Genomic DNA, 16,820 nt, shown 5'->3' with positions numbered 1-16,820 from the left:
CCCGGCTCCACGCCACAGTCGCACGCAGAACCGGACGATCAACAACCCAGAAAACAAGATCTTCAGGCCATTCCTAGCAGTACTTCGTCAGGTTGCTCTGACCAGCGCGAACGCGTGCCGCGCGGCCACAACGAGCGCGATCATCCTCCCGCATCCACGCAGGTCACAAGCCCGGGCGAGTGATCGTCTGGCCCGCGCGCCGGTCCTGGCCGCACGACCTAACGAAGCACTACTAGGACGCGGCGGGCGGTGAAATCAGCTCGCCGCCTCCGTGGGCACAGGGACGCCGAGGACCGCGTACATGGCGCGCAGGGCCCAGACGGGGGCCTGAACGTCGCCATGAAGCTGGCCGGCCTGGCCGATCCCGAAGGCCAGCGCCTCCAGCGCGAAGACGGCCTGGTCGAGATCGGTGTCGGCGGGCAGGTCGCCGGCGGCGATGGCGGTCGCGATGTCCCTGGCAAGGGTGCGCCGCCAGCGGTTCTTGACCACGGCTAACGCGTCGTGAACGGGGCCGGACCGGCCGTCCCACTCGAAGGTGGTCGAAGCGATGAAACAGCCGCCCGGGAAGGGCGTCGAGCCGGAATAGCGGGTCCAGGAGGCGCAGACCGCGAGCAGGCGCTCCAGCCCCGGCTTCCGGTGTTGGACCGGCACCCAGACCCGCTCACGGAAGAGATCCGCCGCGTAGTCGAGGGTGGCGAGCTGGAGTTGCTCCTTGGCGCCGAAGTGGCCGATCACGCCCGACTTGCTCATCTGGAGGTCGGCCGCGAGCCGACCGATCGTGATGCCGTCCAAGCCCTCGACCGAGCCGATGTCGGCGGCGCGCCGCAGGATCGCCGCGCGCGTCTCGAGCGCGTCGGCGGCGGAACGGCGGCCGGTCACCGCGCCAGCATACCGATCGACCGTTCGCTATTGAAGTACGAACGTTCGGTCGCTAAATTGCCCAGCCATGGGCTCCCACACGCTGCCTTCCGACCCGCGGCCCGCCGCGCCACGGGCGGTCTCCGACGAGGCGCTCCCGTCCCCCGGCGCCGCCGCCTCACCCGGCACCACCGCCTCACCCGACGTCGCCGCCTCACCCGGCGCCGCCCCGCCACCCCACACGGCCTCGCCACCCCATGCCGCCCCGCCATCCGCCCAGGAGCCGCCGCCGCGGCCAACCTCGGTCGCGCCCTCCGCGGCGTCGGCACCGGCCGAGTCGGCACCGGCGAAGTCAGCGCCAGCGCGGTCAGCACCGGCCGGGGCGACGCCTGCCCGCTCGGCGCCCAGGTCGCTCCTGCTGGCCTGCGGCGGGTCGTTCCTCGCCTTCCTGGACGCGACGATCACCAACCTGGCGGTCCCCGACCTCGCCCGCGACTTCGAGGTCGGCGTGACCTCGGTGTCCTGGGTGGTGACTCTCTACGCGCTCCCGTTCGCCGCACTGCTCGCGCCCGCCGGCCGGCTCGCCGACGTGTTCGGCCGTCGGCGCCTGTTCGTCGTCGGGACGGCCGTGTTCACGGTCGCGTCCGTACTCGCGGTCGTGGCCCCGCTGTTCTGGGTCCTGCTCGTCGCCCGCGCGGTGCAGGGCCTCGGCGCGGCGCTGCTGATCCCGGCCTCGTTCGCGATCGTGCTCGCCGACACCCCGCCCGAGCGGCGCGCCGCGGCCATCGGCCTGTGGAGCGCGTCCGCCGCGCTCGCGGCGGTCGCCGGCCCCGCGCTGGGCGGGATCCTCGTCGACGTCGCCAACTGGCGGGTGCTGTTCGTCATCAACGTCCCGATCGGCGCGTGGCTGCTCGCGCGCGCCCCACGGCTGCCGGACGCCGACCGGCCGGGCACGGCGGGCAGCGCGGCGGCGGGCGCGGCCCGCCGCGGGCCGGACGCGGTGGCGACGGTCCTGCTCGTGGCCGGGATCGGCGGGCTGGTGCTCGGCCTCACGGAGTCCCAGCGCTGGGGCTGGGCCAGCGCGGCGACGCTGGCGTGCCTGCTGGGCGGGGCGGCCAGCACCGCCGCGGCGGTGGGCCGCTCGGCGCGTCACCCGGCTCCGGCCCTCGAGGTCGACCTGTGGCGCATCCGGGCGTACGCGACCGCCAACGTCATCTCGGTGCTCTTCGGCGCCGCGCTGTACGCCTCGCTGCTCCTTGGCGTGCTGTTCCTCGTCGAGGCCTGGGACTACTCGGTGCTGGCCGCCGGGTTCGCGATGACGCCCGCCGCCGGGTGGGCCGCGCTGGTCGGGATCATGATCGGCCGGTCACGCCGGCAGCCGGCGCCGTGGGCGCTGGTCGTCGGCGGCAGCGTCATCCTCGCCGCGACGGCGTCGGCCTGCGCGCTGTGGCTGCCCGAGACGCCGCACTTCGCGAGCGGCTGGCTCCCGGCCGGGTTCGGCCTCGGCCTCGGGATCGGCGCGGTCAGCGTCGGCGTGTCGAGCGCCGCGGCGCTGGCGGTCGAGCCGCGCCGGTTCGCGGCGGCGGTCGGCCTGAACATCGCCGCCCGCCAGGTCGGCGCCGCCCTCGGTATCGCCGCGACGGCGCTGCTGGTCGACCGTTCGGGAGGCGGCGTCGGTCGTTTCCTGGACGTCTACTGGCTGATGGCCGCGCTGTGCGCGGCGGCCGCCGTGGCCGGCCCGCTGCTGCGCGTCCGGCCTCCCGCGGCCGGGGCCGCCCCCGCCGCCTCCCTGCCCCAGCCCCGCGCGGCGGCCGGGCCGGAGGCGGGCTGACCGCTTGCTCCACCGTCCCTGACCTCGCTCGTCCCTGACCTCATTCACCGCCCTTGGCCTCGCTCCCCCACCCCTGGCATTGCTCTCCACCGCCGCCCTCCACTGCCCCTGACAGGTCCGTCCAGCCCTCGCGGTGCCCGCCCGGCGCCGCGAGGGCCGGTTGCCGGTCGCGGTCGACTCTGGTTGCGTGCGACTGACGACCCGCGACGGAGAGACCGGTCTATCTGTCCGGGCGTTCCTGAGCGGTGGGTGGAGGTCTCCTCGTGACGTTGCCGTTAGCCGGGATCAAGGTGCTCGACTTCTCCGAGCACGGGTTCGTGCCCTCAGCCGCCGCGGCGCTCGCGGACTTCGGCGCCGACGTGATCAAAATCGAGCGGCCGACGGGCGACCCGATGCGCCTGGTCCATCCGAACCGGCTGGTGCCGGACGCGGACGGCGTCGAGTACATGTACGACCTGGTCAACCGCAACAAGCGCGGCATCGCCCTGGACGTGACCGTGCCGGCCGGCCGCGAGGTGTTCGAGCGGCTCGTCGGATGGGCCGACGTCTACATCACCAACCAGCTGCCCCGGGTGCGCCGCAAGCTGCGCACCGAGCCGGACGACCTGTTCGCCCTCAACCCGACGCTGGTCTTCGCCAAGGGCCACGGCTACGGCCAGGCGGGCCCGGACGCGGAGTCCGGCGGCTTCGACGGCGTCTCCTACTGGGCGCGCGGGTCCGTCGCCCACGTGCTGACCCCGGACGGCTCCCCCGAGCCCATCAACCAGCGGCCGGCGCTGGGCGACATCCCGTCGGGGATGTTCCTCGCCGGCGGGATCTGCGCCGCGCTCGTGCACGTCCTGCGGACCGGGCAGGGGACCGTCGTCGACACCTCCCTGCTCGGCGCCGCCACCTGGGCGCTGAGCCCCGACCTGGCCTACGCGTCGGTGACCGGGGAGACGATGGACTCCGGGCCGGAGCGCCCGCGCAGCCCGCTCACCTTCGCCTACCGCACCAGCGACGGCCGCTACCTACAGCTGATCATGCTGGACGACGACCGCTACTGGGCGCCGGCCTGCCGCGCGCTCGGCCTGGGAGAGCTCGTCGACGCCTATGCCGACGACGCCGTCCGCCGCCCGGCCTGGCCCGAGCTGCGCGCCCGCTTCCGCGCCGCCGTCGCCGGCCTCACCCGCGCCGAGCTGGAGGCCCGGCTGCGCGCCGAGGACTGCATCTTCTCCGTCTTCGCCGACCCGCCCGAGGTCGTCGCCGACCCGGCGATCGCCGCCAACGGCTACCTGATGGCCCACCCGGCGGTCCCCGGCCTGCGCCTGGCCGCCGCTCCCGTCCAGTTCGACGACGCCCAGCCGGCCATCCGTCGCCCCGGCCCACGCCTCGGCGAGCATTCGGCCCAGATCCTCACCGCCCTCGGCTACGCCGCCGACGACGTCGCCCGCCTCGTCGAGGACGGCGTGGTCGCGGTGTCACCCGATCCGGCCCGGTAACCAGCCGGCGGGGCCCGGCCGAGCCGCGAGCGCCCGACATCGTCGTCGCCCGTCTGGGGCGCGGGGGGCACGTCCGCGCGACGGCACGGACGCGCCCGGTCCGCGGATCAGCGGACGTGGAGGCGTTTGAGGGTGAGGAGGGTGCGGCTGAGCAGGGCGGCGTAGCGCTCGGTTCCGAGGAACGCGGGCGGCTCGAAGCCGAGGAGGTGCTGGCTGGCGACGGTCTGCGTCTCGGTGAGCTTGAGCAGGCCCTCGTCGCCGTGGCGCCGGCCGAGACCGGAGGCCTTCATGCCGCCCATCGGCGCGCCCTGCGAGCCGTAGGCCGAAGCGTAGCCCTCGTTGATGTTGACCGTGCCGGCCTCGATCCGGGTGGCGACGGCCCGGGCGTGGCCGGTGTCGCGGCTCCAGACGCTGGCGTTCAGGCCGTACTCGGTGTCATTGGCCGCCGCGACCGCCGCCTCGTCGCCGTCCACCGGGTAGATCGAGACGACCGGGCCGAACGTCTCCGCGCGGTAGAGGTCCATCTCGGGCGTGACGTCGGTGAGCACGGTCGGCTCGTGGAACAGCGGGCCCAGGTCGGGCCGGGGCTTGCCGCCGGCCAGCAGCGTCGCCCCCTTCGCGACCGCGTCGCCGATGTGCGCGCGGACCGTGTCGAGCTGGCGCTGATAGGTCAGCGAGCCCAGGTCGTGGGTGAAGTCGAGCGCGGCCCCGAGCCGTACCCGCCCGACCGCCGCGACGAAGGCGGTCACGAACGCGTCGTACACGGACCGGTCGACGTAGATCCGCTCGATCGAGATGCAGAGCTGGCCCGCGTTGGTGAAGCAGGCCCGGACGGCCCCCTTCGCGGCCTTCTCGGGGTCGGCGTCCGCGAGCACGACCATCGGGTTCTTCCCGCCGAGCTCCAGCGAGCAGCCGATCAGCCGTTCGCCGGCACGCGCCGCGATCGCCCGGCCGGCCGCCGTCGAGCCGGTGAACGCGACGAAGTCCGCCCCGTCGATCAGCGGGTCGCCGACCGTCGCCGGGTCACCGGCCACCACCTGCCACAGCGCCGGTGGCAGGCCCGCCTCGACCGCGAGCGCGCGCAGCCACAGCGCCGACAGCGCCGTCTGCGTGTCCGGCTTGTGCACCACCGCGTTGCCCGCGACCAGCGCGGGCAGCACGTCGTCCGACAGCGCGAGCGGATAGTTCCACGGCGTGATCACGCAGACGACGCCCTTGGGCCGGCGCGCCTCGACGGCCCGGGTGAGCACCGGGAAGGCCCCCGGCCGGCGGCGCGGCGCGAGCAGCTTCGGGGCGTGGCGACCGAAGTGCAGCGCGCAGGCCGCGACCTCCAGCACCTCCTCGACGGCGTGCGCGCGGGCCTTGCCCGTCTCCCACTGCAGGATGTCGAGGATCTCGGCCTGCCGTCGCAGGACCAGGTCGTGCAGCCGCACCAGCACCGCGGCCCGCGCGCGGGCCGGCCTTGCCGCCCAGTCGGCCCGCGCGGCACGCGCGGCGGCGTAGGCGGCGGCGACGTCGTCGGAGGTCGAGCGCGCCAGCGTGACGAGCGGTTCCCCGGTGAACGGCGCGGGGATCTGGATCTCGTCCCCACTCGCGACGAGCCCGTCGACCAGGCGCTGGATCAGCGCCGGATCGAGCCGCCGCGCGAGCGCGGCGGGCACGGCCGCGGATCCACGAGGCGCGGGCGTGGCCGCCGTGTCCGCGGGCGTCGTGGTGGTCATGGATCCTCCAGACAGGCGGCGATCACGGCCCGACAGCGCCACCACTACCAGAGCGCCACCATTACCAGAAAGTAACGACTGCCAGAAAGTAACAACCTTCCCCTGCCCACGCTACGCCCCGGCCCTCGGCACGAGCCCCGGGACATTCACCGAGCCGCCGGACATTCACCGAGGCGCCAGCGCGGAACGCCGCCGCGGCGGGACTTCCGGGTCCGGCGTTTCGCGGCGGCCACCAATCAGCCGGTCGGGCTGGTGGGCGGGCTGGTGGGCGGGGCCCCGGCCAGCTCCTGAGCAGGCGACCGGGGTCGACGACCGCGGGCGCCGCGATGCCCCTGACAGGTCACCGGCCGAGACCGGTGGGGTACCCGCGCGGACGGCGGGCGACGACGCCCGCGTGCCCGGGTCCTGGAGCCGGAACGCGCGGACCAGACCGACCCGGCCCTTGACGGTCGTGGGTGCCAGCTCGACGACGCCGGCACCGGACAGGCCGGCCGCGGCCGCGGTCGCGGCGGACACGACCGTCGTGCCCGGTCGGCGGGCCATGGTCTGCAGACGCTGAGCAAGGTTCACCGTGTCGCCGACGACGGAGTACTCGAGGTGGTCGTCGCTTCCGAGGACGGCCGCCGCGACCACGCCCGTGGCCACGCCGATGCCGAGCCCGAACGGCTCGAAGCCCCGCGCGGCCCAGACGTCGTCGAGCGCCCGCTGCCGGGCGTGCATGGCGGCGGCCGCCTGGCAGGCCAGCCGCTCGTGGCCCACCAGCGGTGCCGGGGCGCCGAACACCGCCAGTACGGCGTCGCCGGCGTACTGCACGATGGTGCCGCCGGCGTCGCGGATCGCCACGGCCATCTCGCGCCGGTGCGCGTCGAGCTGACCGGCGAGCACCACCGGGTCGGTGCGTTCGGCGATGCCGGTGTAGCCCCGGATGTCGGACATCAGCACGGTGAGCACCAGGCGTTCGACCACCAGCGTGGACGGCGCGGTGGGCGCGGTGGACGCGGACGGCGGTGCGAGCGTGGTGTCCACAGTGCTATCCAGCCTTCCTCAGCAAGCCTTGTCCGGATGGACGGGTCGATGCGGTCGATGCGGCGTGGCGGCGACCTGGGTCGGTCGACATCGACAGTGCTGGTAGGCGCTTGACGTCAGCTTGCGGCCGGTTGTGGCCGCCTTGCGGGCGACTGACCAGCTTCGTCCCCGGCCCTGGCCCTGGCTCTCAGGACGGTGGCACCGGATGGTTGGCGACCAGCAGTTCGGCCGGGTCGACGGCGCGTCGCATGGCACGCAGCCGTGACCAGGACTCCGGCTGGTAGCCGGTGCTGACATCCACCTGGCGCGTCGTGAAATTGAGGCAGGATGTGCCGCTGGCGTATGGGTGCAGCGCCGCGACGATCCCGCGCGCCTCGGACCGGCCGCGCCGGCGGGCCGCCGCGGAGTCCGCGACCGTCGAGCTGACCATCAGGAACTGGCCGTCCACCAGCGGCAGGGAACCGGCGTCCGGTGGCCGGCGCGCCAGCGCCCCGCCCAGGTGCCGCAGCTCGACGAGATCATGGGTGGAGCCGGAGCCAGGGCCGGCCGCGGCGGTGAAGGCGTCGACCGCGGCCGGCGGGAGCCGGGACAGCAGCACCGAGTCGGCGATGACCGGCGCCGGGGCACGAAACGCGCCGAAATCCGAAAAGCCTCCAAAGTCCCCGAAGCCGATCCCGCCGGCCGACCCCGGGGCACCGGCCACACCGTCCGCGCCGTGGCCCAGGCCCGGGGGGACGGTCGCGGCGAAGGTGTCGACCTCGGGCCGCAGCGCGCGCAGCGGCCCGAGCAGCCGCCGCGCGCTGGCGTCGTCGTCGTGGTCGAGGAGGGCGCCGCCGACCACCGCGAGCGTGCGCCCGCGCAGCCGCGGCGGAACCGGACCGGTGGCCGGCATCCGCTGGATCCGGAAGGACGTGGCGGCCTCGTCGGGCAGGTCGGTGGTCCAGCGCGCCCAGCGGTCGAGCACCGCGTGTGTCCGGCTCCAGTCCCAGGCGAGGAGCCCCGCGACGGCGGGGCGCGCCGGGTGGAGCGCGAACTCGAGGGCGGTGACCACCCCGAAGCTGCCGCCGCCGCCACGCAGCGCCCAGAACAGCTCACGGTCGTGGTCCGCGTCCACCCGCAGCGCCGTGCCGTCCGCGGTGACCAGGTCGATCGCGGTGACGCTGTTGGCCTGCAGGCCCAGTGCCCTGGAGTACCAGCCGATCCCGCCGCCCAGCGAGTAACCGACGACGCCGACCCCCGGTCCGCTGCCGTGCAGCGTGCCAAGGCCAAGCGGCCCGGTCGCCGCCAGGACGTCGATCCAGCGCGCGCCGGCGCGTACCCGGGCCCGCCTGGACTCGGCGTCGACGCGGACGCCCACCATTCCCGAGGTACGCAGCAGGACCACCTCGCTCAGGGGCGGGAGCGGGCCCGCGTTGTGGCCCGTGCCCTGCGGCGCGACGCGCAGGCCGGCGGCGGTGGCCGCGCGCAGGACCTCGGCGACCTCGCCGGCGTCCCCGGCGTAGGCGATGGCGGCCGGGCGCTGGTCGACGGCCAGGTTCCAGGCGGCGCGGGCCACGTCATAGCCGTCGTCGCCGGGCAGCAGGACCGCGCCCCCGCAGAGTCCGCGCAGAGCCGCTGCCCGGCCGGGGTCGGGGCATACACCCGGCGTCTCGTCCACGAGCCCTCCTGTCGGCGTCCTCACCCGGACAACCCACCCTCCGTGGGGCACCTTGCGGACGACTTGCGAACGACTGACCTCCGCTGACCTCCGCGTCACCTCCGCCGGGCGTGGCCGGCGGGCGCTGCTCGCCTCGCCGGCCGGCCAGGCGGCCGGCCGCGGCGGTGTGATGGGGCCAGCCAGCGACCTGACCTGCGGACTGTCGTACATAATTCGGCCGTATGCGCCAGCCACCCGGCGTAGAGGGGTGTAAAAGGGGGAAACCGTGGTGGGGGGTGCCGACAGTTCCACAGGCGGCTCCGCCGACCCCGCCCGCGTCGCGGGCCGAGGTCCGGCGGACGAGACGCTCCGGATCAACGTCCTGGGTGACCTGACCGTCAGCCGCGATGGCGTCGCCCTCGACGTCGGCGGCCGGCGCCAGCGCGCGGTGCTCGGTCTGCTCGTGCTGGCCCGCGGCGACGCCGTTCCCGCCAACCGGCTGATCGACCTGCTCTGGGAAAACCAGCCGCCGCCGGGCGCGACTGGCGCCCTCCAGTCCTATGTCTCCCATCTGCGGCGCCGGATCGAGCCGGATCGCGATGCCCGGTCCCGCGGCTCGGTCATCGTCCGGATGGGTCCGGGCTACGCGCTGACGGTCGGTCCCGACGTGGTGGACGCCTGGCGGTTCGAACAGCTGGTGCGCCGGGCCAGCACCGGCGCCGACCCCGCGGGGCGCGTCGCCACCCTGGTCGACGCGCTGGAGTTGTGGCGTGGCCCGGCGTTCGCCGAGTACCGGGACGAGTCATGGACCGTGGCGGAGGTGGCCCGGCTGACCGAGCTGCGGGAGGTGGCCCGCGAACAGCTGGTCGAGGCCCGCCTCGGCTGCGGCGAGACCGCGGTGGTGGTGCCCGAGATCGAGGCGCTGGTCGCCGAGCAACCGCTGCGGGAGGAACGGTGGCGGCTGCTCGTCCTGGCGCTCTACCGCTCGCACCGGCAGGGGGACGCGCTCGGGGCGTTGCGCCGGGCGCGGGCCGTTCTCGCGGACGAGCTCGGGGTGGACCCGGGGCCGGCGCTGCGCGCCCTGGAAGCCGAGGTGCTCAGCCACGCCCCCTCCCTGGTACCGACGTCCCCCTCCCTGGTAGCGGCATCCGCCCCGGTGCCAGCGCCGGCGGCCATGGCGGCGCCCGCGCGGCCGGATCTGGTGCCCGCCGCCCGGTCGTCAGGGCCGGACAGCCTGGTCGACCGCGACCGTGAGGTCGCCGAGCTCGCGGCGTGCGTCGCCGACGCCCGCGACGGCCAGGCACGGCTGGTGGTCATCGAGGGACCCGCCGGGATCGGCAAGACCCGGCTGCTGGCGGAGGCGCGTCGCCTCGCCGCCACCCACACCGCCCGGATCTTCACCGCTCGGGGCAGCCAGCTGGAGAAGGAGTACGGGTTCGGTGCCGTGCGCCAGCTCTTCGAGGCGGCGGTCGCCGCGCCGCCACCCGGCCAGGATCTCCTCGCCGGCGCGGCGGCGCGCGCGGCCATGGTGTTCGACGTCGAGCCGGCCACCCCGGCCGAGGCCGTCGCGCCGCTCGGCCCCGCGGCCGGCTCCCCACAGCGCGCCGACGGATCGCTGGCCGTGTTGCACGGCCTGTACTGGCTGACCGTCCGGCTGGCCGCGGACGGGCCGGTCATGCTCGCCATCGACGACCTGCAGTGGTGCGACAGCGCGTCGCTGCGGTTCCTGTCCTACCTGGTGCGCCGGGCGGAAGGCCTGCCCATACTGATCGTCGCCACGCTGCGCACCGGCGAGCCACACGACGACGAGGGCCTGCTCGCCGAGCTGACCCACGACCCGGGCACCGTGCTGATCGGCCCTGGTCCGCTCACCGCGGCCGGTGTCGCGGACCTCGTCCGCGGCCGGCTCGGCGACGCGGCGGAGGACGCGTTCGTCGCGGCCTGTCACCGGACCACCGCGGGCAACCCGCTGCTGCTGCGGCAGCTGCTGCGCGCGCTGCAGGCCGAGGGCGTGCGGCCCGACGCCACGCATGCCGACACCGTCCGGGCGATCGGCTCGCGGGCCGTGTCCAGCCTGGTCCTGATGCGGCTGGCCCGGCTGGCGCAGGAGAGCACAGCCGTCGCCCGGTGGATCGCGATCCTGGGGAACGGGGCGGCGCTGCCCATCGTCGCCGCCCTGGCCGGCCTGTCCGAGGCCGGCGCGGCGGCCGCCGTCGGCACGCTCGCGCGGGCCGAGGTGCTGCGCGACGAGTATCCGCTCGGTTTCGTGCACCCCCTCGTCGCCGACGCCGTCTACCGTGACCTTCCGCCCGGCGAGCGGCAGCTGCATCACGACCGGGCCGCCCGCGTCCTGCACGAGACCGGCGCCACCCCCGAACAGGTCGCGGCGCACCTGCTCCAGGTCCCGCACCGCAGCGACCCGTGGGTGATCGAGGTCCTGCGCCAGGCGGCGAACAGGGCGAGCGACCGCGGCGCTCCCGACGCCGCCGCGACCTACCTGGTCCGGGCGCTGCAGGAGCAGCAGGAGCCGACGGTGCGGGCGCTCCTGCTCGTCGACCTCGGGCGGGTGGAGGCGATCAGCAAGGGGGTCGCGGCGGTCCCCCACCTCGCGGAGGCATACGAGGCGCTGGAGCCCGGGGCGCAGCGGGCACAGGTGGGGCAGATGCTGGCGAGGACGCTGGTCTTCGCGGGCACGCCGGGGGAGGCCACCCGGTTCGCCCTCCAGGCCGTCGCGGAGCTGCCCCCGGGGCTCGACGACGAACGGCAGGGCCTGCTCGGCCTCGCCCGGATCGGCGGCTACATGCACGACCTCGACCCGGGGATCTGGCGACGGGGTCCCGAGCCGGCCGTGGCCGGTGACGGGCCCGGTGCCCGGATGCTCGCCGCCGCGCTCGCCTGGGAACGGGTGGTCGACGGCACCGACCGGGCGAAGGCGATCGAGCTCGCGCGCTTCGCCAACGGCGACGGCGTGCTCACCCGGGTGGACATCGGGCTGCTGTGGGCGGTCGCCGGCGTCGTCCTGCTCCTGGCCGGCGAGGAGACCGAGGCGATGTGGGACGACGGGCTGTCCCACTCCTACCAGCGCGGCACCGTGTTCGGCGCGCTGGCGACCCACCTGTGGCGCGGCCACCTCGAGTGGGAGCGGGGCGAGCTGCGCGAGGCGCGCCAGTCGTTCCAGATCGTCACCGAGCAGTCGCAGGTCTGGGGTATGCCGTTCGGCACGGGATACAGCGACTCCTACGCGATCGGGGTGCTGGTCGACCAGGGCGACCTGGCGGCGGCCCGCGCCCTGGTGGACCGCGTTCACCATGAGTCCCGGTTCGCCGAGGGCGCGCGGCTGTTCGGGGAGATGCACGCCCGCCTCCTCGTGGCGGAGGGCCGCCACGAGGAGGCACTGGCGAGCGTCGAGGAGGTCCGCGCGGTGATGGCCCGCGTCCGCAACCCGGCGTGGCGGCCGTGGCGGTCGCTGCGGGCGCGGGCGCTGGCCGGCCTCGGCCGGCACGAGGAGGCCGTCGCGCTGGTGGAGGACGAGCTCGCGTTGGCCCGGGCCTGGGGAGCGCCCATCGCGGTGGGCCGGACCCTGCGGGTGCTGGGTGAGCTGCGGGGCGCGGACGGGCTCGCCGAGCTGCGGGAGGCGGCGGCGGCACTCGAGCCGACGTGGGCGCGCCTGGAGCACGCGCGCGCCCTGCGGGCGCTGGCCATGCTCAGCCCGCCGGCACAGGCCGTGCCGATGCTCGGCCGCGCCGCCGAGCTGGCGTGGCGGTGCGGCGCGGCCGGGCTGTACCGGCAGGTCGCGGGGCACCTGGCCGAGGCTGGCGAGCCGCTCGCCCCGCGGGCGCCCACCGCCGCCACCCTCACCTTCACCGAGCGGCAGATCGTGACGAGGCACCTCGCCGGCGCCAGCGAGAGTGAGATCGCCGAGGCGCTGTTCCTGACGCCGCGCACGGTCCGGCTCTACCTGACGGCCGCCCGGCAGCGGCTCGGGGCGACCTCCCCGTCGGACCCGCGACGAAATGGGGTGGGAGGGCCGGCGTAACGGACGCCGGCGCCCCGGCTCGACGCCTCGAGTCCCCCGAACCGGTAGGCAGTACGGCGTTGACGTGCTCCTGGTCACGGCGAGTCCTGACCCGTGGAGCGTTCCACCCATGATCCCAGCGGCTATGGTGCCGAAACACCCCTTGTTCGGAACCACAGCTCATGCGCGGAAAGCATGCCTCGGCGCGGGCCCGCCGCAAACCGCGTCGCGGAACGGGCCAAGACGCCAAGAGCGAAACACCGCCGGCTACGGTCCCGCCAAACATTTCCGACGGAGCACCGATCATTTCGGCGTTCCGGGGGCCGGGGGGCGTGGATGTTTCCTGAGGTCGGCGAGGCAGGAAATCGGCCGCTGAGCAGGATGGACGCCGCGTTGCTGGGGTATCAGCGGAAGAATCCCGCGGCACCGGTGACGGTCGCGTACCTGCTGCGAGCCGAGGGGCGCTGCGATCTCGCGGCGGCGCGCACGGCGGTCGCCGAGCGCGCACGGAGGTTTCCGGCGCTCACCCATCGGGTGAGACATTCCGCCGGCTCGGCTGCCTGGCCGGTCTGGACGGCGGATCCGCGCCTCGACGCGGCCGCCCGGGTACGGGAGCACCGCGTCCACGGCGGCGCGGAGGGCCGGCGGGCCTTCGTCGAGCGCTGGTGCCGGGCGGTGCTGCCGCCGGACGCGCCGCCGTGGGAGATCTGCCTGCTGCGGGGCGGCGACCCCGAGAGCACCTGGGTGCTTTTCCGGGCGAGCCACGTCTGGCTCGACGGGACGGCGCTGCATCTGGCGCTGACCATGCTGTTCGGCGACGGGGACGCGACCGCCGGCGCGCCGCCGCGCTGGTCACGGGCGGGGCGGGTGAGCCCGCGCGCGAAGGCCGCGGCCTTCGGGCGACTGCTCGGGTGGATGCCGCCCACCGGCGGGCTGGACGCCCTGGCGCGGCCGTCGTCCGGACGCGGGCGCACCTGCTGGGCGACGACGGACGTCGAACGGCTGCGCGCCCTCGGCCGCGCCTACGGCGGCACCGTCAACGACGTCTTCCTGGTGGCGTTGTCCGGCGCGCTCGACGGCTGGTCGCGTCCGTCCGCGGGGCGACGCCCGGTGCGCGCGCTCATGCCGGTCGGCGTCCGCCGGCCGGACGAGCGCGCCGCTCTCGGCAACTTCGTGGTGGGCGCCCGGGTGGAGCTGCCGCTGGGGGTCGCGTCGCCCTGGCGCCGGTTCGAGGCGGTGCGGCGCCAGACGTCCCGCTATCGGGGCGACGCGGACGTCGCCGCCGGCGAACGCTGGTGGTTCGAGAAGATCCCGACCCGCCTCGGGCCCGCCTCGGTGGCGAGCGGCATGGATCCCGGCCGGGTCACGGTGACGACCTCGAACCTCGGCACCCTGCCCGGCCCGCTGGCGCTGGCCGGCCACCCGTTCACCGAGGCGCTCCCGGTGCCGGTACTCCTCCCAGGCCAGCGGCTGTTCGTGATCCTCGGCGGCCTGAGCCCGACGGCCTCCCTGGGCGTCACGGCCGACGCCAACGTGCCGGGCGCCGCCGCCCTCCCCCGGCGCTGGCTCGCCGAGCTCGCCGCCCTGGAGCACGCCGCGGGCCTGCCCACCATCCCAGAGCAGACCGCCGCGCGGGTCTACGAGGCCGCTGACCTCGCGGCCGGCCCGGCCAGCCTGTCCTGAGCACGTAGCCGGGCACCGGTCGCGGCCGACAGGCACCAGCGATCTCTGGGTCGGGCGGGGCGTAGAAAACGGCTACCAGGCGCCGAGCAGGCGGGCCGGGTCGTAGGTCGCCAGTCCCACCGCCTCGGTGGTCGTGCGAGTCACGGCAATGGGAGGCGCGAACTCGCCCCCCGGGACAGCGGCACGATCGCGCAGCAGGTAGTCCAGATCTCGTTGGGTGAAGGGCTCGTTGTCCCGCCACTTGATCGAGCCCACGAAGGTCACGGCGTTCACCCCCCCGCCGACGGAACGGACGCCGACCAGATCGATCTCCGGCGTGTTGTTCCGAGGCCACCAGCCGCCGACCGTCTCGGCACCACCCAGGACGGGGTCGTCGGTCGCGAGCCTGGCGAGCGCCAAGCGGACCAGCGGTTCCACGGCCCTTCCGCGGTACTTGATCCACCCACCCGTCACCCGGGTCCTGGCAAGGTCGGGGCGGCCGCGCTGGATATCACTGACCGCGTCCTCGATAAAACGAAGCCAGAATCGCAGGTACGGGTCCGCGACCCGGTAACGGGACAGATTTCCGATCTTCACCGACGTCGGCAGGTCCGCCGCGATCACTCGTTTCTCGGTCAGCAGCGCGAGGGCACGGGTGAGGGGAGTCGCCGCGATGCCGGCGCGGGCGGCGATCGCGGAGAACGCCCGGTCGCCCGCGCCCACGGCTCGAAGCACCTGACCTGCCTGCAGATCGGCCGGAAACTCCGCGTCGAGGACGCGCTGCCCGGTGACGACGAGCTCGGAGTTCTCGTCGGCGAGCTGGTCATTGAGAAACCGCGTCATGTCGCCCGATCGGCGCCATTCCAGCAGGAGGCGGGGATAACCACCCGTTATCAGTTGGGCATCGAACGCGTCCGACGCGCGATCAGGGCCGATCGCGAGCATCCGCGCCGTGTCTCCAATGGAGAATGGTTCGACAACCATCTCCCGAGCCCGCCCGAACAGCGGACGTTGGTGACTGGTGAGCAACTCCATCACCGCGAGGTCACTGCCGATGAGGAACATCAGCACCGGGCGACTCTCGAAGAGGCGGTCCCAGAGCTTCTGCAACGTGCCGTCGATGCCGGGATCCCGCGCCAGCAGCCATGGAAACTCGTCGATCACTACAATCGCGGGCGCGTCGGCGGGCAGGGCCGCAAAGGTGGCGCGGAGCGCCTGCTCCCAGCTGGTGAAGCCACCAGCGGTGAGGCCGTCGGCGCCAGGCAGCGTACAGTCAAGCCGCGCGTCCTCGACGAAGCGGTCCAAATCACGCTGAAGAGTGGCCTGCCGAGCGCCAGTCACGAAGAGCTGCGGCAGGCCGGTGCGGCGCACGAACTCGCTGATCAGCCTGGACTTGCCAGCCTGACGCCGGCCGCGGACGCTGACCAGGCGGCCCCGGCCCTCACGCACCGCCGCCAGCTGGGACTCCAGCCGCGCCATCTCCTCGGCCCTACCAACGAAGTCCTCACGCATGCCTCCAGACTAACATCTATGTTAGTTACATTCATGTCAGTGACATAGATGTAAGTGACACGACCGGTCACCGTCGATCGCCGGCAGGAGCCCCACGCGCGCCGATGCCGACCATCGTCCGCCGCACGCCCCCGCCATCCCAGAGCAGACCGCCGCGCCGGCGGTCACGGCCACCAGCCTCGCCTGAGGCGCGGGGCGTCGGGGCTCCGGCGAGCTGACGTCGGCGGCGAGGGTCGGGACGTCCCGTCATCAACGATGGTTGATGACGGACGCGCTATCAACTAAGGTTGATGGCATGGCCGATGTCGTCGAAGTCCCCCCGCCGGACGACCCGGCGACCGCGCTGGCGGCCGTCGTGGCGCTGCGCCAGCTCGCCGAGCGCCTGGAACGGGCCGCGGTGGCCAACGCGCTCGAGCAGGGCTGGACCTGGGCCCAGATCGGCCAGGCGCTGGGCGTCACCGCCCAGGCCGCCCACAAACGCCTCGCCCGCCGCTAGGCCGGAGCCGCAAGGACGGGAACCGTGAAGCTGACCCGCACGATCAAGGACATTCCCACCCTCAGGACCCTGCTGGAAGGCGCCGAGGCCGAGGCCCGCGACGCGGGCCGGGCCGAGCCCGGGGCCGAGCACCTGCTGCTGGCCGCCCTCGCCCTGCCGGAGGGGTCGGCGCCACGGGTCCTCGCCCACCTCGACCCGACGGTCGACCTGGCGCGGGTGCGCGCGGCGATCGCGGCCCAGCACGCCGCCGCGCTGGAGGCCGTCGGCATCGAGGTCCCCGGCCCGCTCGCCGCCGACGCCCCCGGCGAGGCCGACCTTCCGGTGCCACCCACCTACCGCGCGGACGCCTCCGCCCGCGAGGCGTTCCGCGCCGTCACCGAGCTGGTCCGCGCGAAGCCCCGGGTGCCGCTGTGCGGCGCCCACGTCGTGGCCGCCGTGGCCGGCCTCGAGCACGGCACCACCCCCCGTGCCCTGCGGATCCTGGGCATCGACCGCGAGGCACTGGCCGCCGCGGCCCGCGCCGAGCTCGCCCGGCTCGCCGCGGCCGGGCGGGATCGCCGCTCGGCGTGATGCCCGGGACAT

General features: G+C 74.7%; 12 protein-coding genes. 7 read left to right on the top strand and 5 right to left on the bottom strand.

The genetic code is table 11. From position 1 onward, the window contains the following. Positions 1 to 183: hypothetical protein (locus tag I6A81_RS44000; RefSeq protein WP_238441565.1), on the top strand; the 183-nt coding region annotated here is incomplete at its 5' end. 72 nt (positions 184 to 255) lie between these two features. Here the strand turns inward: I6A81_RS44000 and I6A81_RS27595 are convergent. After that, positions 256 to 879 (bottom strand): TetR/AcrR family transcriptional regulator, encoded by a 624-nt coding sequence (locus tag I6A81_RS27595; protein ID WP_203003340.1) that lies wholly within the window; start codon positions 877 to 879, stop codon positions 256 to 258. Between the two features lie 67 nt (positions 880 to 946). On the opposite strand from I6A81_RS27595, the gene I6A81_RS27590 reads away from it, so the two are divergent. Both I6A81_RS27590 and I6A81_RS27585 read left to right on the top strand, forming a co-directional pair. Next, positions 947 to 2,689, top strand: a complete 1,743-nt coding sequence (locus tag I6A81_RS27590) for an MFS transporter (protein ID WP_203003341.1) — start codon at positions 947 to 949, stop codon at positions 2,687 to 2,689. 263 nt (positions 2,690 to 2,952) lie between these two features. Further along, the gene (locus I6A81_RS27585) at positions 2,953 to 4,170 is read left to right on the top strand and encodes a CaiB/BaiF CoA transferase family protein (RefSeq protein ID WP_203003342.1); all 1,218 of its coding nucleotides are present in this window, start codon (positions 2,953 to 2,955) and stop codon (positions 4,168 to 4,170) included. Between the two features lie 107 nt (positions 4,171 to 4,277). Here the strand turns inward: I6A81_RS27585 and I6A81_RS27580 are convergent, their stop codons facing one another. From I6A81_RS27580 to I6A81_RS27570, 3 genes are all read right to left on the bottom strand, one after another. Beyond that, positions 4,278 to 5,891, bottom strand: coding sequence for a succinic semialdehyde dehydrogenase (locus I6A81_RS27580; protein ID WP_203003343.1), 1,614 nt, complete (start codon positions 5,889 to 5,891; stop codon positions 4,278 to 4,280). A gap of 165 nt (positions 5,892 to 6,056) precedes the next feature. After that, complete coding sequence (locus I6A81_RS45790) at positions 6,057 to 6,917, bottom strand: adenylate/guanylate cyclase domain-containing protein (RefSeq protein WP_307874955.1); 861 nt, start codon at positions 6,915 to 6,917, stop codon at positions 6,057 to 6,059. 187 nt (positions 6,918 to 7,104) lie between these two features. Next, positions 7,105 to 8,574 (bottom strand): FAD-binding oxidoreductase, encoded by a 1,470-nt coding sequence (locus I6A81_RS27570; RefSeq protein WP_203003344.1) that lies wholly within the window; start codon positions 8,572 to 8,574, stop codon positions 7,105 to 7,107. Between the two features lie 265 nt (positions 8,575 to 8,839). Here I6A81_RS27570 and I6A81_RS27565 point away from each other — a divergent pair, with 265 nt between their 5' ends. Together I6A81_RS27565 and I6A81_RS27560 are read left to right on the top strand one after the other, a co-directional pair. Then, a complete protein-coding gene (locus I6A81_RS27565) occupies positions 8,840 to 12,589 on the top strand; it encodes a BTAD domain-containing putative transcriptional regulator (RefSeq protein ID WP_203003345.1) in 3,750 nt (1,249 codons plus the stop codon). 360 nt (positions 12,590 to 12,949) lie between these two features. Continuing rightward, complete coding sequence (locus tag I6A81_RS27560) at positions 12,950 to 14,251, top strand: wax ester/triacylglycerol synthase domain-containing protein (protein ID WP_238429186.1); 1,302 nt, start codon at positions 12,950 to 12,952, stop codon at positions 14,249 to 14,251. A gap of 72 nt (positions 14,252 to 14,323) precedes the next feature. Here the strand turns inward: I6A81_RS27560 and I6A81_RS27555 are convergent, their stop codons facing one another. Continuing rightward, on the bottom strand, positions 14,324 to 15,742 hold the full coding sequence (locus I6A81_RS27555; RefSeq protein WP_203003347.1) for an ATP-binding protein: 1,419 nt from the start codon (positions 15,740 to 15,742) through the stop codon (positions 14,324 to 14,326). A gap of 295 nt (positions 15,743 to 16,037) precedes the next feature. Here I6A81_RS27555 and I6A81_RS27550 point away from each other — a divergent pair, with 295 nt between their 5' ends. Both I6A81_RS27550 and I6A81_RS27545 read left to right on the top strand, forming a co-directional pair. After that, entirely contained in the window at positions 16,038 to 16,238 is a 201-nt protein-coding gene (locus I6A81_RS27550) for a helix-turn-helix domain-containing protein (RefSeq protein WP_203003348.1), read from the top strand. A gap of 24 nt (positions 16,239 to 16,262) precedes the next feature. Continuing rightward, complete coding sequence (locus I6A81_RS27545) at positions 16,263 to 16,808, top strand: Clp protease N-terminal domain-containing protein (protein WP_203003349.1); 546 nt, start codon at positions 16,263 to 16,265, stop codon at positions 16,806 to 16,808. Positions 16,809 to 16,820: the final 12 nt, after the last annotated feature.

Origin of the sequence: Frankia nepalensis (assembly GCF_016786325.1) — a bacterium.
Lineage (GTDB): Bacteria > Actinomycetota > Actinomycetes > Frankiales > Frankiaceae > Pseudofrankia > Pseudofrankia nepalensis.
Note: the sequence above shows the minus strand (reverse complement) of the source record. Positions and strands in the feature narration are given on the sequence as shown.